This is a genomic window from Pantoea sp. E956-1, assembly GCF_982223955.1.
On sequence record NZ_CEUYZP010000003.1, the window covers coordinates 246,696 to 266,239 of the forward strand.

The following is a 19,544-nucleotide window of genomic DNA, read 5'->3' on the forward strand; positions in this document are numbered from 1 at the left end:
GTGCCATGAAATTTCTGACCGCCCCAGCGTTTCAGCGCCAGATGACAATATGGTCATCTTTCTGACAGGCAGAACGAACAACCGAACAGGTATAACAGCGGGGTGATTAACACCGGAGTATTAAAAAATGAAAAAGAGCCTCACTGCCCTTACCCTCGCCACGCTGATTGCCGTTCCCGCGGTCACCTTCGCGGCCAGTAAAAATCCGCTGAGCGTTCACGTGCTGAACCAGCAAACCGGGCTGCCGGCCTCAGAGGTTGAGGTGATGCTTGAGCAGAAACAGGGAGAAAGCTGGAAAGTACTGAATACCGCCAATACTAACCAGCAGGGGCGGATTGATGCCCTTTGGCCAGCAAAGCCCTTTGAGCCGGGAGACTATCGGGTGATTTTTAAAACCGGTCACTATTTTGCGGCACACCAACAGCAGAGTTTCTTCCCCGAAATCCCGGTGGAGTTCCATATCACCAATACCACGACTACCTATCACATTCCGTTGCTGCTGAGCCAGTACGGTTATTCCACCTATCGCGGGAGCTGAAATAAATGAAACGTTTACTGCTGGCATTGATGCTGACAACCGGACCTGCCGTGGCGCTCGCTGCTGAGCCAGCCTCCGTCTATGACATGACGCAGGCGCTGAGTAATCAACTGGCGACGGAGGCTTTGTCCGCCTGCCACAACATGAATCGTCAGGGCGTAGTCGCCGTGGTGGATCGGGGTGGAAATCTGGTCACACTGATGCGGGATGACAACGTGGGGCCGCACAACACCCAGGCGGCATGGCGTAAAGCGTTTACTGCGCTCTCCACCAAAACGCCGACCAGACAACTGACCATAAAGGCGCAATCCTCACCGGAAAGCGTCAACCTGAATACGGTAAATGAGCTATTGCTGCTTGGCGGCGGCGTGCCGGTGCAGTATCGCGGCCAGTGGATCGGCGCTATCGGCATGGCGGGCACCGGCGGCGCGGAATCCGACGATCAATGTGGGACCGAAGCGATTAACAAAGTGCTGGGTAACAGCAAGTAACCGTAATCATGATGAACGCGCGGCGGGTATTATTCCTGCCAGACACGGGGAAGAAACTGTTCCCCGTGTTGTTTAAATAAATCGCCGCCAGAACGGCTGCTTTGTGCCAGAAGCTGACATAGCCTATACCGCGCTAAGAGGAACATGATGAGCTGAACAGCTCTGAGTGCATATATATTGTGATTCTGATCAATTAAAATACTACATGTTGCGTTTTTAGAGCCAGAATCAGTATAAATTACAACCTGACATTTCTGGAGGGCATTATATGGGTAAAAACCAGCACGTGGTTCCTCATAACGGTGAGTGGGCAGTAAAAGGGGCAGGCAATATAAAAGCGACCTCTGTACATGACACACAGCAGCAAGCTATCGATGCAGCTCGTTCGATTGCAAGAAACCAAGGTAGTGAATTGCTCATTCATGGACGGGATGGCCAAATCCGTGAAAAAGATTCTCATGGCAAAGACAAATACCCCCAAAGGATAGCCAAAATTCATAATAAAGAGGGCCGACAGGCCCTTTTTATTATTTAGTTAAATTTAGAACTATTCTCACTGAGCCTTTTACGCGCCTGCGCCCAGACCAATCCTCACATCAGATTTTATTAAATTAGTTTAATCCCGGAATATTTACGCCGAATACCTGCAATAGCAAAATAATATTCAGCGTCACGATTATCACTGTGCCAATTATCGACAGCATTACCGTTAATTTATTATTGACAAACTCACCCATAATATCCCGGCGACAGGTAAACAATACCAGCGCTATCATCGGTGCTGGCAGAGCCAGACTCAGAACAACCTGACTGTAAACCAGCGCATCTGTTGCATTCACTCCAAGTGAAACCACTATGAAGGCGGGTATCATGGTGACCAGACGGCGTACCCATACAGGAATGTAGAACCCCACAAATCCCTGCATAATCATCTGACCCGCCATAGTTCCCACCACAGAGCTGGAAATGCCCGATGCTATCAGAGATAACAGGAATATCCCCGCAGCACCAATACCCAGCAAAGGGGTCAGAGTGTGATAAGCCGTCTCAATTTCTGCAACATTACTGTGTCCGGCATGGAATGCACTCGAAGCCATGATGACCATCGCAATATTGACCATCCCTGCGATAGTCAGTGCTATTACAACCTCAATGTTTGAGAATGCCACCAATTTGCGGCGTTCAGATGAATTTTTTGCCGGACTACGGTTCTGGGTTAATCCTGAATGGAGATAAATAGCATGTGGCATAACGGTTGCCCCGATAATACCTACGGCAATAGTTAACGCCTGGGCATCCGGCAGTTTCGGATTGACCATGCCTAAACCGGCAGCAGCCCAGTTAACCGGTGCAATAAACATCTCAATCAGATAACACAGTGCAATGACAGCAACCAGTCCACCAATCATCAGTTCTAAAGGCCGGTATCCACGTTTTTCAATCATCAGCAACATGTAAGTGATCAGCGCGGTGATAGCCATGCCTGGTAATAACGGGATATGGAAAAGAATTGACAGCGCCAGCGCACCGCCAAGAAACTCTGCCAGATCGGTTGCCATTGCAGCAATTTCACTGACAGCCCACATGCCCCATACCACCGGTTGAGAAAACCGGGCACGGCACATTTCAGCTAAATTTTTATTAGTGGCGATGCCGAGTTTCGCCGACAGTGCCTGGAAAAGCATGGCGATAATGTTGGCCATCACCACCACCCACAGAAGGGTATAACCGTACTTTGCTCCTGCCTGTATATTGGTCGCAAAGTTGCCGGGATCCATATAGGCGATAGAGGCAATGACAGCAGGTCCAGCGAAAAGTAATGGTGACGTCAGACGATGACGACGCCCTGATAACACTTCTGTAATCGAACGATTTGTTCTTTCAGTTAAGGTTGTAGGCTGACTGGATCCAGACATAACGTTACTACCCCTGTTTCGCTTTTAACGTGTCTCTCGAAACAACAATATAGCACTGGCTATACTTCATAGCAGAAGCTAATTATATGGTTAAATTAGTAGCATTTTGTATCCGAATGTAAAGAAGAGATGAATGACCTGTTCCAATGATTAACCGCCGCGATACCTGCGATACACGCGGTTACGGCATGGCAAGGGTCCATTTTGCTTTTATAGTGGACCTTCTGCTCAGTGAGTTTGTCTGCTTCCTGTCTGCGGACAACAGATGTCAGCTGCAACGTCATATGACAGCGTGGTAATAGCCTCAGACCTGCTCAGGAGATTTTGCTCTCAGCTGACATCTGCTTTTCAAATCGAAATGTCTGCTGCATAGTTTGCGCCAGTAGTTCTGTCGATTTATCTTCATAAGATACGGCGCTGGGTATGAAGAGAATGTTATGGTCCGGAATAACTGGCATTAATTCGGGAACCTGCATCAGTCCTGAAACCTTTCCACGATCAATCAGACTGACGGTCTGACCTGCCTCAACGTACTTCCTCCAGACGCTGAATAGGAACACAGACTGCTGCAGGGCTCTTATGGAACTGCCCGGCAAGTGCGCTGAGTTTTCCGGTTCGGACAACTGCATGAAAAGCAGAACACTATTGTTCAGGGCATGAATAAAATAGCCTCTGGCAGGCTTTATTCCTCAGAGGCTGGCAAAAAATCATATCCACCCCATAAGCCTGAACCAAAAGTAATCCAGCGGTACAAGAAAAATGAAGGTAGCGGCCGCCAGAGCAATACACAGTCGAATACCGGATGCCAGAGGGACACGAGCCATTACCATGGCCACAACAATTGGTGACGCCTGATAGGGAAGAACGGGTGTTGAATATCCGATGACCTGGATCATGATGACAGCCGGCAGTGAAAAGCCGGAGGCATGGGATAAGGTTTCCGCAAGCGGCGTATACAGAGCAGGTACCCCATTTGATGTGACAAAAAAACTCAGCAAACTACTGAATCCTGCAAGAGTACCGAAACTGATTAATGGTGATTCCGGAGAGATTGGAGCAATTTTTACCAGTTCTTGTCCAATTATCATGCCAATACCGGATTTCGATACTACCGTAGCCAGACCCAGAATTCCGGCCACATAAATACAGGCTCGCATGTTGAGCCCGTTAGCAAATTCGTCGCCACTCAGGAAGCCGACCCGGGGCAGAAGGCAGAGGCATGCGGCAGCAAGGCCGACCCATGCGGCTGGGATCCCATGGATGCTGTCCGTGCACCAGAGAATAAGAGTTGCGGCAAGCAGGAAGGCGAGCCGCTTTGCCGCCGGTGACAGGGGGTCTTCTCGCTCAGCAGAACTCAGTATTTCAGGCGTTGCCGGGAAAAGGAAATAAAGGCAAAAAGTAAGAATCACTCCCTTCAGTATACCCAGAATAGGTGCATGCAGGGCGAGGTAAGACACGTACTGAAAATGTTGCCCATAGCTGCTGAAAGCCGCGCCCGTCATAACGAGATTAGGAACATTTGCCGGGAGAATACTGGCCGAGAGCTGGAAGGTGCCGAAGCCTACCGCCAGAGCCAGAGCGATGCGTCCACGACTGCCTTCCTCAAAACCCGCGCGGTCTGCAACAGCCATTACGATTGGCATAAGGAGAGTAATGCGCCCCATGTTTGAGGGCATAACGAACGCCAGGAGGTAGGTGAGAATTACGGTGCCGGCCAGCATTTTCAGCCAGGAACCGCTGACGAGAGGGTCAATCCTGCGCGCAATAAAATCAGCGATCCCGACCTTCCGGATCGCTGTTCCGATAATGAAACCGCTGAGGACCAGCCAAAACGCGTCTGACTGAAAACCTGCAAAAATTGTGTCGGATGGGGCTATTCTGAGGATCATCGCTGACGCAAAAAAAATCAGCGCCACCAGATATTCCGGCAGAACCCGTGTTGCCCATAACGTGATCGTCACCAGAATGACGGCCCCGGGTATGATTAAAGCGGATTGTGACAATGTATCGAACATAATATATCCCGGAAAAATGTACCTGAATTTTTTAATTGAAGCATCCAGCTATCGCAGAGCGCGTATCCGCCTTCTTACACCAGCCATCGGCATTCCAGTCGGGGCATGGACAAAAAGCAGCTTTTTTGACGAGCACACAGCGCGAGGAAGCGTCGGTACTAATGGCTGATGTAATGCGGATTATCATTTCTGTGAATTACCGTATTTTTCTCAGCACGGGGGCCGCCTTAATCAGGTTCTGCGGGCATGAGCCGCAGACCGGATTTCCGTTGTACAGTGCCATCTCTGTCCGGTAGCTGATCGGGGAGGCTAATGCTATGAGCTTTAACGGGCCGGATATGCTGGCTACTGACATGAGAACCTAATACAGGTCCTGTTTGCCTCGGTAAAACTATGATGGTTCCCAGCAAGGCTGGCTCAGAGCATTTTTCACGGGTTACCTGCGTCTTCAGCCGGGGCATTAAAGTGCACATCGCACTGTGGGCCGAAACACTTTATCTGCTGGCAGCCTGATTTCCCGCTAAGGCAGTTATGATAAACATGCATATTGTGAAGCCTGACATTGAATACAGTGTCCATGTGTATGCCGTAATCAGCATTGTCATAAACCTCAAGATTACTCATGTACACGTTGGTCATATGAGAGCCGCGAACACCGTGTCCTCGTGGACTACCGTAAAAGCCGCCGCTGTTTTTACTGGTCTGAATCAGTCGTACATCGGCCACCCGGCGAAGATAAATATTATGGAAATAGTCTTTCAGGGTGTTACCGTTGTTATGGAGCTTCAGGTCTGTGGCCGTTACATGCTCCGCGCCTTTAATGTGGATCCCATGGCTGCTGTCTTCAACTTCAACGTTCTGCAAAGTGATATCGCTGCAGCTGGTTTTTTCACCCGCTGTAGGATCACCACTGCAGTCAAAAAACAGCCCTATCTGGTCATTCCTTAAATCCTGACTTTCAGGACGCTGGTCAATCGTACCAACCAGTTTTACGTCCTTTATTGCAACATGGGTGACCGCGGTTGCGTGCAAAAGCGGCGCATTTATCCTGCTGGCGACTGACGGACTCCAGGTAATGACTGACTGTGGTCCGGTGCCTTCAAGCGCGACGTTGCTGGCAAGCTCCAGTGACTTTTCAAGAAAATAGGTCTGAGGAGTCAGATGTACGATCCCACCGCCTGCCCTGGCAGCCGATTCCACACATCCCTGGAGATCATGATTAGCTGTGCATTCAAGGCTTGCTGAGGCCCGTGCTTCATCAACACAGGTAATCAGAAACAGTGAAACGAAAAAGCCAGAAAAGCGCATAGAATTTTTCACAGAATTGTTCCTGTTCAGTCTGATAGTTACCGGATAAAAAGTCTGATACCCAGCAGGCACATTACGCCGCCGCCTATCCTGTCCAGCCAGCGCTTGTAACTGATATAAATACGACGTGGCCTGTCGGCTGAAAGCAGGCAGGCCACAAGTGCATACCAGAGCGTATCTATGCAGAAAGCCATCAGGGGCAGCACAACATACAGCACCGGCGAAATATGCGATCCCAGGGTAGCCGCGAAAATACTGCCAAAAACAATCGCGGTATTAGGATTGCTCAGCTGAGTCAGCATGCCGCTAAGAAAAGCATGAGGCGCATAAACGGCCTGAGTATTATTCTGATGGATGTTGTCTTTCCTGTCAGAGCTGAACAGCAATCGGATACCCAGCCAGAACAGATAGGCTCCCCCGGCAATTTTAAGCGCCGAATAAAGCCACGGCACCAGAACCAGCAGCGAATGAAGGCCGGCCAGAGCCAGAACCGAAAAAATCATGCACCCCGTTCCCATGCCAGCCGCTGCCGCCAGGGCACACCTGCGGGAGGAAACAACAGCCGTACGCGCAATCATAATGAAGCTTGGCCCCGGGCTCATTGCACCCAGCAGGATCGCACTGCCGGTGGTCAGCAAAGCTAAAAATGAGTCAGTCATTATTTATCACCCTGGATAAGACCTATGTGATGCACCACGCCGCGGAGCGTGGTGCGTAAACCTTCTTAAGTACGGGTGTGGGTGTGGGTGTGGGTATAGTGGTCAGCCAGCTTATCCAGAAAAGTAAACAATGCCTGGTTCATCTCCCGGTAATCGTGGGCCCGCAGTTCTGCTGGCGTGTCTACAAAGCGGTATTCTGCGGCGCGGCTGAGGTCTTTCTCAGAATTTGCGATCAACAGTTCAACCACCTCAGTCGTCAGTTCCATATGGCACTGGAAACCATAAACCAGGTCGCTGTAAGCAACAATCTGACGCGGGCATCCTTCACTGTGAGCAATAACGGTGGCCTCTGGCGTCAGGCCCGGCATGTCGTTATGCCAGTGACCTACGTCAAGTGTGTGCCCTAAGTGATTAAATAGCTCATGCTGCATACCCTCTTCAGTCAGGGTAATCGGAAACTTACCGATCTCTTTTTCAGGGCTGTGTGAGAAGCGGGCGCCAAGTGCCTCGCCGATCAGCTGCGAGCCCAGGCAGATGCCGATGACGGCTTTTCCTGCTTTGACGGCTGCGGCGATGGTGCGTTGCTCTGCCAGGGCATCAAAGTGAGGACACTCTGCCGTGGTAGTCGCCGGATCCTGCGGTCCGCCCATTACGATGAGAAAATCAATATCCTCGACACTTGCCGGAAGCGCATCGCCTTCGTAAACCCGGGAAAAGGACACATCGTGCCCCTGGCTGGCTGCCCATTGCTCATAGGCACCTGGCGCTTCAAAGCTTTCGTGAATAATGAAATGTACGCGCATATAAACTCCGTGAGATTAGTCAGTCAGCACACCTGACCGGGTGAATTCATTTACTGTGAAGCTGCAGACATTGCTCCGGTAAGCGCCAGAGCGAACTTTCCGGCTTCTGCTGCGTCAAGATCAGAAACCGTGATACGCAGGCCATGAGCAGGCCGGGATAAACCAAATACTTCCCCTCCGCGTATCAGCCATCCTTTAAGCGCCAGATGCATTACCAGTCGCGAGCTGTCGCTGATAAGGGGTACCCATACATTGAGACCATCGTGGCGGTCAGAGACCTGATAATCGTGATACCTCAACAGATCGGTCAGTCCCTGACGACGCAGACGATAGGTTTCTCTGACGCGGGACAGGTGCGAATCAAAACCCGGTGACGTCATCGCACTGGCTGCAACTTTCTGAATGATGTGACTGACCCAGTTCGTACCGGCGTTCAGCCTCTGCTGCAGGCGTATTGACGTTTCACCATCGCTTGCAACAAAGGCGAGACGCAGATCCGGGCCAAGAAACTTTGATGTGGAACGAATCAATGCCCAGTGTCGCGATGTTTCAGGAATAATGTGATGGTAGGTTTCCGTTGAGAGCAGTGAAAAATGATCATCAACAATGACCAGCACCTGCGGATAGTCAGAGAGAAGTGTCCGGATATGTTCCGCACGCCGCTGGCTGAGACCAAATCCGGTTGGATTGTGTGCGCGCGGCGTTATGATCAGCGCTTTGACACCCGCCTCAAGCTGTTCAGCCAACTGCTCTGGCTGCATGCCCTCTTCATCAACTGGCACGCACGCAGCCTGCAGCCGGTTATGCATCAGGGTGCTGATGCTGCTGAGAAAGCAGGGATCCTCAACCGCAACACGGTCTCCGGAAATCAGATAGCAATTCAGCAGACGCTCAACTGCATCAACCGCTCCGCTGGTCAGGTTCAGTTCAAAAGCTCCGGTAATGTCAGGCTCCATCCAGCTACGGCCAATAGCCTCAAGTTCAGCGCTGACGCTGCGTTCCCCATACAGTCCGGCACGTGTGCCTGCCAGTGACAATTCAGGCAGAAAACTGGTACAGGGGTTTCCGCCCGCCAGATCACGCAGTGCCATGTCCGGTGACGTTCCTTCCATCGCAACGGCAGGCATGACAAATCCCCGTATCACCGTGCCATTACGTCCTTTTGAAACGGCAAAACCCGCGTCGGTAAGGCGCTTATATGCTGTCGCTACCGTATTGCGGTTTACTTCAAGAGAAACCGCAAGGTCACGCACTGTCGGCAGCGCCTGCCCTGGTTTAAGTTCGCCTGACTGAACCAGTGCCCTGACCTGCTCAAAAATCTCACCTGATGTCTTACCTGATAGTTTCATTGATCTATGACAATATTTTATTTAACCTAGGACAATAATAATCACACTCACTGCGGGCTGTCTATAACAATGAAACAGGGTGCACACAATTCCGTCAGCAGTACGCTTTTCTCTGCTGACAATACGCAGCCGCGGCATGACATGCATAACCGCTGGCCTCGGGCAGAAAGCGTCGATGACTTTCGCAATAACCTTCAGGCGGTGCGCCAGCGCATCCAGAATGCGTGTCTGCGCAGCGGCCGCGTCGCCAGTGACGTCCGGCTTTTACCTGTCAGTAAAACGATGGATGAAGCGCATATCCGGCTGGCCTGTCAGGCCGGGTGTGACTTTCTCGGCGAGAATAAAGTGCAGGAGGCCTGGCTTAAATCGCAGGCAATGTCCGATCTTACCGACCTTAAGTGGTCCGTTATTGGCCACCTGCAGACCAATAAGGCAAAACTGGTCGCGAAATTTGCCTCCGAGTTTCAGGCGCTTGACAGCCTGCATACGGCGGAAGCGCTTGACCGGCGCCTGCAGGCAGAGGGACGTGCGCTGGATGTGTTTGTTCAGATAAACACGTCACATGAACCCAGCAAATATGGCCTTCATCCTGATGACGCAGAGGTGTTCCTGCAACAGCTGGCGCCCTTCTGCTCTCTTCGGGTTAAGGGGCTGATGACACTTGCCGAGTTCACGCAGGATGCCGCGCGCGTGCGTGCATGCTTCATCCGTCTGCGCACGCTACGTGACCGGCTTTGTGACCGTGCACCTGCGGGTATTATCCCCTCGCAGCTTTCAATGGGCATGTCCGGCGATTTTGAGATAGCGATTGAGGAAGGGGCTACTGTCGTTCGCGTCGGTCAGTCAATCTTCGGGGCCCGGAATCTGTCCGATGACCATTTCTGGCCGGCACAATGAATACAGAGCGCTATTACGCCCGTCTGCGCCTGTCAGACGTTATCTCTGTCAGATGTCAGCGGACGGGGACTGGATACCGGGCTGCGTGCTGCCATAACCGGCTGTCTGGGTATCCGGCTGTTAAGCAGTGAAAACCTGTATCAGCAGTCAGACATGCCTGACAACAGGTAAACAGGCAACCCCGGCAGGCCTTTTTGCCGCATCATCGCATCACATTAAAGGCAGCAGAGAAGAGGCAAAAGATGACTTTATGATACGGGAAAATCACTGTTGCGGACCCGCCAAAAATCGGACTGTCTTTTCATAAGCGGGCCTCGCTCCTGCCTGATGCAGCTGGCACTTTTGGTGCCCGGGAATAAAAAATATTTGCAGAAAGTGAGACCACAGTGTTTAGCGAAAACAAACCAGCCTTAGTAACCTATCGCGGCAGCGTGCGTGAAAACTCGCATATTGCTCACGTTGCAGTGGCCGATAGCTCGGGGCACCTGCTTTTTACATCCGGGGATCCTGAGCGCATCACTCTTGCCCGGTCGACGGCCAAACCTTTCCAGGCAGCCGCCATACTCAGGACCGGCGCGGTGCAGCATTTCGGGCTGGGCAGGCAGCATCTCGCGCTGATGTGCGCCTCTCACAGCAGTGAGCCGGTTCACATAAGATGCGCACGTCAGATACTTGAAAAAATCAGCATCGGTGAGCGCTGCCTGGCCTGTGGCGGGCATTCGCCCCTTTCACCGGAGGTCAGCCGTCAATGGATAAAAACGGACTTTACGCCTACCGGCATCTGTAATAACTGCTCAGGAAAGCATGCAGGAATGATAGCCGGCGCGCTGATGCTGACGGGCTCTGCAGAGGGCTACTCTCATCCGGACCATCCTATGCAGCAGCTCGTTCAGGAAACGGTTTCTGACATCACGGGCCTGCCTCAGAAATCAGTTCAATGGGCGACAGACGGCTGTAACCTGCCGGCGCCGGCCTTTCCGCTGCGTACTCTTGCCTCGTCTTATGCCAGGCTTGCTGCCGGCACAACCGCCTCATGGCCGCATGCTGCATTACTGAACGTTCTGTATGAAGCGATGGCGGATTATCCAGAGCTTATCGGGGGCCGGGGACGATTCTGCACTGTACTGGGTGATGTATTCAGCGGCGCACTGGTCGGCAAACTCGGCGCGGATGCATGCTACGCAATTGCAGTGAAAGCATCAGCTCAGACACAAAAACTCGGTGCATCAGGGGCACTCGGCATCGCGGTGAAAATTGAAGACGGCAGCGTTGAAGCACTGTATTCGGTCATATGTGAATTACTGACGACGCTTGGCCTCAGCAATGAAAAATCGACCACGGCGCTTGAACCGTTCCACTTTCCTGAAATGCGTAATACCGCCGGCGAGGTTACCGGTCACAGAACCTTTGAATTCTGAGCGTTGACTCAGGAAAAAATACCGGCCAGTGGTGCAACAAAATCACAGCTACCCGGTTATTCCGACAGCAGATCTGACGCCGGAGAGATGATGACGAGCAGCTCAGCATTCCTGCCGCCATGTGAGCGTATCCTGTGCGGCTTCAGCCCGTTAAACGAAAAGGAGTCGCCGGTATTCAGGATAATCTTCTGGTCCATCAGATCGACTTCAACTGCGCCTTTGTGGACAAACATAAACTCTTCACCGGAATGCTCCTTAAAATTACTGTCGGAAAACTCATCGTCCGGACAGAGCATAAACGCCAGCAGATTTCGTTCGGCTGCCTGCCTGGTTAGCATGACATAATTGAGCGCATTCTGTCCGTCTGCAGGCTGTCTGCGATTCTCTGCCCGCTCAAGATGATACTCACTGTCTGACGATAACCCGACGCTGAACAGTTCTTCCACGCTAACCCCCAGGGCCTTAGAAAGCTTCAGCGCAGTCGATATTGAAGGCTTGCTCAGTTCACGTTCAACTTTGGACAGGTAACTCTTGGTCATTCCGGTTTCGGCTGCCAGCACGTCGAATGTTATCCCTTTCTTTTTTCTCAGTAATTTCATCCGGATATTCATTTTCTACCAGCATTTTTTAATTTGTTAAATGTATTAACTTGCAAATGACACTTTGTGTCATATAAAGTCATTTGTGTCATCTGGCGTTTTTAGTCAGAAGAATAGCACAAAGAGAATTTTTGTCTTTAACGCGTTACACGCGGAGGTATCAGATGGCTCAGACACTGGAAACACCAAAAGAACAGCTGGTCGGGGACGCAATTCGTAAGATGCAGGAAAATCTGGCTGATAACGCCTGGTCACTGCGGCAGAAGCTTGCGCTGACGTGCCGGATTTTATTTGAACACGGTCATGATTCCGGTATTGCAGGGCAGATTACTGCCCGCGGGCCGGAGTCAGGGACTTATTACACCCAGCAGCTTGGTCTGGGATTTGATGAAATTACCGCAGGCAACCTGCTGCTGGTTAACGAGGATCTTGAGGTTCTGGAAGGCCGCGGTATGCCTAATCCTGCTAACCGCTTTCACAGCTGGGTATACCGTGCACGTCCTGATGTGAACTGTATCATTCATACGCATCCGACACATGTTTCTGCACTTTCTATGCTGGAGGTGCCCCTGCAGATATCGCACATGGACCTCTGCCCGCTGTATGACGACTGTGCTTTTCTTGAAGGCTGGCCGGGCGTGCCTGTCGGGAATGAAGAGGGAGACCTGATCGCAGGTGCGCTGGGAAGCAAGCGTGCTGTATTACTTTCGCATCACGGTCAGCTTTCAACCGGCGCGACGGTTGAAGAAGCCTGCTTCATTGCAGAGCTCATTGAGCGTGCGGCAAAACTACAACTTCTTGCGATGAGCAGCGGCGAAATCAAGCCCATTATTCCGGAGCTTGGACGGGAAGCCCACGACTGGATTTCAAGACCGAAGCGTTACTCTGCAGCATTTAACTATTTTACCCGTCAGATCCTGCGCCACCACGCTGACTGTTTAAACTGATTTTGAATACAGGGTTCATTTATGACAACACCACTCATTCACGGCATTATTGGTTACACCATTACTCCCTTTACCAGTAATGGGGAAAAACCGGATCTGGAGGCGCTCGGTGCCTCAATCGATCGCATGATTGACAGCGGCGTTCATGCCATCGCTCCGCTGGGAAGCACCGGTGAAGGCGCATATCTCAGCGACGCTGAATGGGAAGAAGTCAGTGAGTTCAGCATCGAAAAAGTTGCCGGACGCGTTCCCACTATCGTCAGCGTTTCCGATCTCACTACGGCTAAGTCTGTACAGCGCGCACGTTATGCAGAAGCGAAAGGCGCAGACGTCGTGATGGTTTTACCTGCCTCTTACTGGAAGCTGAGCGCGGATGAGATCCTCGGTCATTATCAGACTATTGGCAGCAGCATCAGTATCCCTGTCATGCTTTATAACAACCCGGCAACGAGTGGCATTGATATGTCCCCTGAGCTCATTTTGCGTATTGTGGATGCAGTTGAAAACGTCACGATGGTAAAAGAGAGTACGGGCGATATTCAGCGTATGCATAAACTTTATCAGCTCAGTGAAGGACAGATACCTTTCTATAACGGCTGTAATCCTCTGGCGCTTGAAGCACTGGCAGCTGGCGCCGCAGGATGGTGTACTGCCGCTCCCAACCTCATCCCGCAGCTGAATCTGGATTTGTATCATGCTGTGAAAAGTAACGACCTGAATAAAGCACGCGACATTTTTTATAAGCAGTTGCCGCTGCTTGATTTTATTCTTAAAGGTGGCCTGCCGGCCACAATCAAAGCAGGTCTGCGCCTCAAGGGTCTTGACGCTGGAGATCCGCGCCTGCCTGTCAGACCGCTCAGTGACGCGGGCTGCCAGCAGCTTAAAAATATGCTGGATACGCTCTGCTGAAAGGTCAGGCTCCTGTAACAGTCCTGACCTTACCTTTGGTTTGCTATCGATTCCGTAATACTGTGCGTTGAATAAAATATACCTGCCATAAATGGCAGGTATATTCATATCTGAGCTCCCTTTTTTACCAGGTTTCTTTACCGGGAATTATAGGATGTCAGTTTCCTATATCACTCCTGCCAGCCTGTCCGTAGCTGAGCATGCATTTGTATAGCGTCGTGGATGCCGGTAATACCCTAAGCCGCACCAGTCTTGTCACACCCAGCTTATTGAAAATACTCAGCACCACCGGCGCCATTATCTGTCGCTGAACAGTAGATGACACTAGAAGGGCTGCGCTTACCATGATGAGATTAACACCTGCACTCTGAGTGGCCGCAGCCTTTATCAGGGCGTTAAAGCGCAACCCCGCCTAACGATGCTGACCGGGTGCATGTTCAGGAAAAATCATGATCGGTTCTGTCAAAGTGAAGCGGAGTAACAGAAATGTGACCAGACCGGACCGCGGCATTCTCGGTGTCAGGCGGTTCAGTCTGCGCCGACCTTTCCAGCGTCAGCCAGGCATAGGGTACAGATCGGGGATCCTGACGAATCGTTACGCCAGTACCCGTTAAGTTACCGCGGCCCTGAGTTGTAGTCATAATTCCTTTGATTTCATCAGGTGCGGTGTCAGGGAGGTTGATATTTAAGCAGGTCTGAGTTTTCCAGGGCTTTGCCAGTACCTGCCTGAGTACACGTTCTGAAGCTTTTTCAGCAGTATCCCATCTGACATTCTCAGCGCTGGTAAAATGCTGACTCAGAGCAACTGAGCGAAAGCCGAGAAGAATACCTGTCATGGCTGCACCAACTGTCCCGGAAAACACCGTCTCATTGCCGAGATTAGCTCCTCTGTTTATTCCAGACAGAATAAAGTCAGGTGGAGTCGACAACATAAGGTGCCGGATGGCCAGCACAACACAGTCCGCTGGCGTACCCTCAATGCTGTACTGTCTGTCCCCCTTCTGCCAGAACCTGACCGGATGATGCAGTGACAGTGACTGAGAAGTACCGCTTCTGTCTCCTGAGGGTGCTACTACCCAGACTTCTTTGGCCAGAGTTCTGGCAACCCGTGCCAGCGTGCTGAGGCCGGGGGCATCGATACCATCATCGTTAGTCAGTAAAAGTCTTTCACAGATAAAGTCTGACATAAAAATTCTCCGGTCACAGGATAGAAGAACAGAAACAATCGTGTAATCTGTTACCTATGAAACTATAGCAATCACCTTGAGGTATTAACATGCCTAATCCGGATCAAATAAGTGAATTCCGTTTTGAGCTGACAAGGCTGACAAAGCGGTTAAGGCAAATTTCGCAGAATGATCCTCAGACCTGGTCGCGAATGCTCGTAATCAGTGCGATAGACAGAATGGGAAATGATGTCACGCCTTCCGAACTTGCCAGGGCTGAAGACATTTACAGCTCGAATCTGGCTGCCCTTCTTAAACAGCTTGAAAATGAAGGGCTGGTAGAAAGACGGTCTGATCTGTCCGACCGCAGAAAAGTCAGAGTACGGTTAACAGAAAGCGGAGAAAAAGAGCTGGCGCTGAGCAGGAAAAGAAGAGATGACTGGCTGGAACAGGCGATCGGGAAGGCGTTGACAGAAAAAGAATCAGAGGCACTGTTAAACATTACCCCTTTTCTTGGACGTATTGCTGACATTACTGAGTTTTGAGCCTTCAATAAATCACGAACTTCTGTGTATTCTAACCATGGGGGAGCAAGCCTGAGCTAACAGAAATAATGACCCCCATGGCGGTAGTACAGGTTTCTTAAACAGCCCTGGCCGGTTATCGCTCATAGCGGATGTCTCCCGAGGTTAGGTCAGCTATGTGCCAGGAGCGGACATCAATGCCATAGGCATTTATAAAAACATGCTGCAAAACTCATGTTAAGTTGAGCTTTTAGTGGGAGTGAAAAATTTACGACGGGAGAGAGCCTGAAGTGAAAGCATTTACAGTGCGTCGCATCAATGAAAGCGATCTGGAAAATTTCAGAAGAGTAAGACTGGAAGCATTGCTCCTTCATCCGGACGCTTTTGGCGCGTCTTACGAAGACTGGAGCCAGAAGCCAGCAACATTCTTTGCTGAAAAATTGCGAACCAATCATATTTTTGGCGGATTCGACCTTCACAACACCTTACAGGGCCTGATTGGTTTGAGCTTCAGTACCTCACCAAAGCTGAGTCATGTCGCTACTATCTGGGGGATGTATGTACGTGCCTGGATGAGGGGATCGGGACTATCATCAGGGCTAATGGAGGCTGTGCTTGAAGCTGCAAGCTCAGTAAGAACTATAAAGCTTTCCGTAGTCACAACGAATCATGCCGCATATGCACTTTATCAGTCGTACGGTTTCACCAACTGGGCCACTGATACTGCTGCGCTTTACTCTAACGGTCTTTTTCATGACGAATATCTTATGAGACGAGACTCGGAAAACGACTCATACCAAACCTATCATGATAAATAACTGCTTTTCGTGGCGACATTATCATTCGTCATCTAAAGGCTATATCCGCTTATCGCTCATGGCGGAAATCACCCTGACATCAGTCCGCTTGTGCCAAAAGCGGACCTTTTAAAGCAAATTTCCGTCAAAGATTAAAATAATATCAACAACTTATAATAAAGGCGCTGTTTATTACTGCATTTCCTGTTTGCCACAGTTCTGTGTCAGACGCTCCCAGTTAGCATGAGCAAAACCTGACAAATCTTCATCAGTGAGACCACAAGTATCTAAAAATTTTTGGGCTTCGTGGCCTGGCCTGTACTGATAAGGAAAATCGGTAGAAAACAGCAATCGTTCTTTACCCACAATATTGGCAGCTCGTTCTAAATAATGCGGTAAAAACATGCCGCTGGCCGTCACGTACAAATTACTTTTTAGATAATCACTGACTGGCTTATTCAGGTTCCCCACGCGTCCCATTACAGCCAGACGTTCGGCATAGAAAAGTATCAGCTCACCCCAGTGGCCAAGGATTATCTGTAACGCCGGGAGGCGGTCAAAAATGCCCGATACCATCAGCCTTACAAACTGTAATCCTGCATCATAATGCCAGCCAAGCCCAAAGGTCGCTAAAGCAACATCAAGTTCCGGACTCAGGTCGCTATAATAGGCTTCACGCACCGCCAAGGGAGGAGTACGGGGATGCAGGAGAACAGGCGCTCCCAGCATGCTGGCGCACTCAAACACAGGCATAAAGTCAGGATGATCCAGATTACGATTACCTACCCGTCCACTCAGCATAGTACCTTTGAATCCCAGCGTTTTGACACAGCGTTCCAGTTCCAGAGCTGCCGCCTGGGGATCAGACACTGGCAGAGTGGCAAAACCCTGAAAGCGGCCCGGATGGCGAACAATGGCTTCCGCTATGGCATCGTTGCAGCGCCTAGCAATATCTACACTTTCAGCCCCCAGCTCATGTAAAGCCGGAGTGGTTAGCGAGAGAACCTGTACGTCTACTCCCGCTTCATCCATTAATGCAAGTCGTCCTTGGGCGAGATCAAGCAAACGTTCACTTATTAAACCTGTGCTATGTGCCAGGCTGGGATCTGTCACAGATAAACCTTTGTCATACCAGGCCCGTAGTACTTCCTCAGTCAGGAAGTGCTCTTCTATTGCAATCAAAGGAAGAAAAGAGCTGCTGTTTACCATGGTACCACCTTCCCAAAGCGGTCTAAAAATTTCAGACCGGATTTGTCTCGGCTTGACTCTATGATACTGACGATGTCAGGAATGGTTTCTTCAAGACTAAAAGCTGCCTCACTCCCTCCCAGCTCAGTACGGATCCATCCCGGAGCAAGAAGCAATAATGAGCGTGCAGGATGTACCTGAGCTTCCCGTACGGCATAGCTGCGCATGTACTGGTTTAATGCGGCTTTGGACCCGCGGTAAACCTCTTTACCGCCTTTGGTATTGTTGCCAATGCTTCCCTGACCGGAAGACATTATGCCAATCAGACCGTCTGCCTCTACCAAGCCCTGCAAAACCTCAATAGTTCGCATTGGCGACAACGCATTAGTCACCATCAGATGGACAAATTCTTCAGTGCTGACCTCGGCGATAGTTTCATCCTGATTGCGGTTGGAGATTCCTGCATTGATGAACAAAGCATTAAAACGCTGTTCATTAAGCCGCTTATGTAAATCATTAAGCTGAGACGTATCCGTCATGTCCAGCTGCTCAGTTGTCAGCTTGCTCGGATACCTGACAGATAAATCGTGTAGCGCGGCGTGCCCTGCGCCCCGAACGGTGGCAGTAACCTGCCATTTACGTCTGAGAAATTCTTCAGCCATCGCAAGACCGATTCCTCGTGATGCACCTATCAGCAATATACGCGGTGGCGCAGACTGCAACGTTGATTCAGCCATATTTATAACTCCGTCTGGCATATATGAATTTTGAGCTTATAAGGGATTAAAAGATTGAACCAGACGCGTCGCATGCAATACTGGGTTGCATAAAATGCAAACGAGTGTGATCTCTGAATATGCACGATCTCGATCTTAATTTACTTAAGGCGCTGGATGCTTTGCTGGCCGAGCGGAGTGTCACACAAGCAGCACATCGTCTGGGGCTGAGCGTATCGGCTATGAGTCGCAACCTGACACGGCTGCGCAAGGTTACTGGCGATCGGTTGTTGGTACAGGCCGGTCGTCAGTTAGTGCCAACCCCTTATGCACAGGGGCTGACTGAACGCGTACACGACATCACCCGTAGCGCATATGACATACTGCAACCTGCCCAACAAGTTTTGAATCTTGCGACGCTTGAGCGCAGCTTTACTCTCAAGGCCAACGAGGGATTCATTGATCTGACTGCTGAATCGCTGGTTGTTGAATTGCAAAAAAATGCCCCCCTGGTGCGCCTGAGCTTTGTGGGGAAAAATGATAAAGATGCTCAGTCTTTGCGTGATGGTTCTGTTGATCTGGAGATTGGGGTACTCGGCACTGAAGCCCCTGAACTGATGACCCGTACATTGTTTAATGACCACTTCGTCGGTATCTGCCGCAGCGGTCATCCCGTGCTGCAGGCGACCGGCGTAACGGCTGAGCGTTATGCCAATTATCCCCACGTGGTGGTTTCTAGGAAAAATAAAATTTATGGCCCCGTAGATACTGCCCTGGCAAAACAGGGATTAAAGCGCCGGATAATGATAGTGGTTCCCGCTTTCGCCAATGCCATAAATATCGTAAGCCATTCAGATCTTATCGGACTGGTACCTTTATCTGCACTTGGCTGGATACCTGGCGGACCGGAGCGAGCGGGACTGGCGCACTTCGAGTTGCCAATAATGACTCCCGTCATCAAAATCTCGGCTATCTGGCATCCCCGGCTGCACACCAACCCGGAGCACCGCTGGCTTCGGGAAACCATTATTTCCGTGTGCCAGCGTAAACCAGACTGCTTCTCACCCCAGGACCGTCATGTCATCATTCCGAAGATATAGCTTTACGCATACTTCTGACCTGACATCTTTCCTCTTCGCTTTATGTCTGTTGTCCCAGAGAACCTGAACGATATTAATGGAATATCAAAAAGCATCACTTTTGCCCAGTGAGCACCGGAGATACTTAATTTTCACCAGATGAATCAGTGACTGTCCGCTTCTCGCTCACAGCAGACCTTCAGCTCAGTTGGCTTGTCCGCTTCG

20 protein-coding genes are annotated in these 19,544 nt (G+C 50.7%); 10 read left to right on the forward strand and 10 right to left on the reverse strand.

Annotated elements, in window-relative coordinates; all coding sequences use genetic code 11:
• Window positions 1-127 precede the first annotated feature (127 nt).
• The 3 genes from uraH (at window position 128) to AC0T7J_RS11730 (ending at window position 1,564) form a co-directional block, all read left to right on the forward strand.
• The gene (uraH, locus tag AC0T7J_RS11720) at window positions 128-538 is read left to right on the forward strand and encodes a hydroxyisourate hydrolase (RefSeq protein WP_473794334.1); all 411 of its coding nucleotides are present in this window, start codon (window positions 128-130) and stop codon (window positions 536-538) included.
• Window positions 539-543: 5 nt separating this feature from the next.
• Window positions 544-1,029 (forward strand): GlcG/HbpS family heme-binding protein, encoded by a 486-nt coding sequence (locus AC0T7J_RS11725; protein WP_473794336.1) that lies wholly within the window; start codon window positions 544-546, stop codon window positions 1,027-1,029.
• Between the two features lie 268 nt (window positions 1,030-1,297).
• Window positions 1,298-1,564 carry a DUF2188 domain-containing protein gene (locus AC0T7J_RS11730; RefSeq protein ID WP_473794338.1) on the forward strand — a complete coding sequence of 89 codons (267 nt, stop codon included), beginning with the start codon at window positions 1,298-1,300 and terminating at the stop codon, window positions 1,562-1,564.
• Between the two features lie 76 nt (window positions 1,565-1,640).
• On the opposite strand, the gene AC0T7J_RS11735 is transcribed toward AC0T7J_RS11730, so the two are convergent.
• From AC0T7J_RS11735 to ptsJ, 6 genes are all read right to left on the reverse strand, one after another.
• On the reverse strand, window positions 1,641-2,945 hold the full coding sequence (locus tag AC0T7J_RS11735; RefSeq protein ID WP_473794340.1) for an Nramp family divalent metal transporter: 1,305 nt from the start codon (window positions 2,943-2,945) through the stop codon (window positions 1,641-1,643).
• A 707-nt stretch (window positions 2,946-3,652) separates the two neighbouring features.
• On the reverse strand, window positions 3,653-4,960 hold the full coding sequence (locus AC0T7J_RS11740; RefSeq protein ID WP_473794342.1) for an SLC13 family permease: 1,308 nt from the start codon (window positions 4,958-4,960) through the stop codon (window positions 3,653-3,655).
• A gap of 429 nt (window positions 4,961-5,389) precedes the next feature.
• Complete coding sequence (locus AC0T7J_RS11745) at window positions 5,390-6,280, reverse strand: right-handed parallel beta-helix repeat-containing protein (protein ID WP_473794344.1); 891 nt, start codon at window positions 6,278-6,280, stop codon at window positions 5,390-5,392.
• A 26-nt stretch (window positions 6,281-6,306) separates the two neighbouring features.
• Window positions 6,307-6,927 (reverse strand): LysE family translocator, encoded by a 621-nt coding sequence (locus AC0T7J_RS11750; protein ID WP_434747610.1) that lies wholly within the window; start codon window positions 6,925-6,927, stop codon window positions 6,307-6,309.
• Window positions 6,928-6,992: 65 nt separating this feature from the next.
• Window positions 6,993-7,730 (reverse strand): type 1 glutamine amidotransferase, encoded by a 738-nt coding sequence (locus tag AC0T7J_RS11755; RefSeq protein WP_473794346.1) that lies wholly within the window; start codon window positions 7,728-7,730, stop codon window positions 6,993-6,995.
• Window positions 7,731-7,780: 50 nt separating this feature from the next.
• Window positions 7,781-9,079 carry a MocR-like B6 salvage transcription factor PtsJ gene (gene ptsJ, locus AC0T7J_RS11760; RefSeq protein ID WP_473794348.1) on the reverse strand — a complete coding sequence of 433 codons (1,299 nt, stop codon included), beginning with the start codon at window positions 9,077-9,079 and terminating at the stop codon, window positions 7,781-7,783.
• Window positions 9,080-9,220: 141 nt separating this feature from the next.
• Here ptsJ and AC0T7J_RS11765 point away from each other — a divergent pair, with 141 nt between their 5' ends.
• Both AC0T7J_RS11765 and AC0T7J_RS11770 read left to right on the forward strand, forming a co-directional pair.
• The gene (locus AC0T7J_RS11765) at window positions 9,221-9,976 is read left to right on the forward strand and encodes a YggS family pyridoxal phosphate-dependent enzyme (RefSeq protein ID WP_473794350.1); all 756 of its coding nucleotides are present in this window, start codon (window positions 9,221-9,223) and stop codon (window positions 9,974-9,976) included.
• 386 nt (window positions 9,977-10,362) lie between these two features.
• On the forward strand, window positions 10,363-11,394 hold the full coding sequence (locus tag AC0T7J_RS11770) for an asparaginase (RefSeq protein ID WP_434747616.1): 1,032 nt from the start codon (window positions 10,363-10,365) through the stop codon (window positions 11,392-11,394).
• Window positions 11,395-11,450: 56 nt separating this feature from the next.
• On the opposite strand, the gene AC0T7J_RS11775 is transcribed toward AC0T7J_RS11770, so the two are convergent.
• Window positions 11,451-11,993 (reverse strand): helix-turn-helix domain-containing protein, encoded by a 543-nt coding sequence (locus AC0T7J_RS11775; protein ID WP_473794352.1) that lies wholly within the window; start codon window positions 11,991-11,993, stop codon window positions 11,451-11,453.
• A gap of 83 nt (window positions 11,994-12,076) precedes the next feature.
• Between AC0T7J_RS11775 and AC0T7J_RS11780 the strand changes: the two genes are divergently transcribed.
• Both AC0T7J_RS11780 and AC0T7J_RS11785 read left to right on the forward strand, forming a co-directional pair.
• Window positions 12,077-12,940: an aldolase gene (locus AC0T7J_RS11780; RefSeq protein ID WP_473794354.1), complete on the forward strand. Its 864-nt coding sequence runs from the start codon at window positions 12,077-12,079 to the stop codon at window positions 12,938-12,940.
• Between the two features lie 21 nt (window positions 12,941-12,961).
• Window positions 12,962-13,849, forward strand: coding sequence for a dihydrodipicolinate synthase family protein (locus AC0T7J_RS11785; protein ID WP_473794356.1), 888 nt, complete (start codon window positions 12,962-12,964; stop codon window positions 13,847-13,849).
• A 437-nt stretch (window positions 13,850-14,286) separates the two neighbouring features.
• Here AC0T7J_RS11785 and surE read toward each other — a convergent pair whose 3' ends face one another.
• Entirely contained in the window at window positions 14,287-15,036 is a 750-nt protein-coding gene (surE, locus tag AC0T7J_RS11790; RefSeq protein WP_473794358.1) for a 5'/3'-nucleotidase SurE, read from the reverse strand.
• 89 nt (window positions 15,037-15,125) lie between these two features.
• Between surE and AC0T7J_RS11795 the strand changes: the two genes are divergently transcribed.
• Window positions 15,126-15,560 (forward strand): MarR family winged helix-turn-helix transcriptional regulator, encoded by a 435-nt coding sequence (locus tag AC0T7J_RS11795; protein ID WP_473794360.1) that lies wholly within the window; start codon window positions 15,126-15,128, stop codon window positions 15,558-15,560.
• A 269-nt stretch (window positions 15,561-15,829) separates the two neighbouring features.
• Window positions 15,830-16,357 carry a GNAT family N-acetyltransferase gene (locus AC0T7J_RS11800; protein ID WP_473794362.1) on the forward strand — a complete coding sequence of 176 codons (528 nt, stop codon included), beginning with the start codon at window positions 15,830-15,832 and terminating at the stop codon, window positions 16,355-16,357.
• 171 nt (window positions 16,358-16,528) lie between these two features.
• Here the strand turns inward: AC0T7J_RS11800 and AC0T7J_RS11805 are convergent, their stop codons facing one another.
• Together AC0T7J_RS11805 and AC0T7J_RS11810 are read right to left on the reverse strand one after the other, a co-directional pair.
• Window positions 16,529-17,545, reverse strand: a complete 1,017-nt coding sequence (locus tag AC0T7J_RS11805) for an amidohydrolase family protein (RefSeq protein WP_473794364.1) — start codon at window positions 17,543-17,545, stop codon at window positions 16,529-16,531.
• Complete coding sequence (locus AC0T7J_RS11810) at window positions 17,539-18,261, reverse strand: SDR family NAD(P)-dependent oxidoreductase (protein ID WP_473794366.1); 723 nt, start codon at window positions 18,259-18,261, stop codon at window positions 17,539-17,541. Before AC0T7J_RS11810 ends, AC0T7J_RS11805 begins: the two co-directional genes overlap by 7 nt.
• 119 nt (window positions 18,262-18,380) lie before the next feature.
• Between AC0T7J_RS11810 and AC0T7J_RS11815 the strand changes: the two genes are divergently transcribed.
• A complete protein-coding gene (locus AC0T7J_RS11815; RefSeq protein ID WP_473794368.1) occupies window positions 18,381-19,340 on the forward strand; it encodes a LysR family transcriptional regulator in 960 nt (319 codons plus the stop codon).
• The last annotated feature ends 204 nt before the right edge of the window (window positions 19,341-19,544 follow it).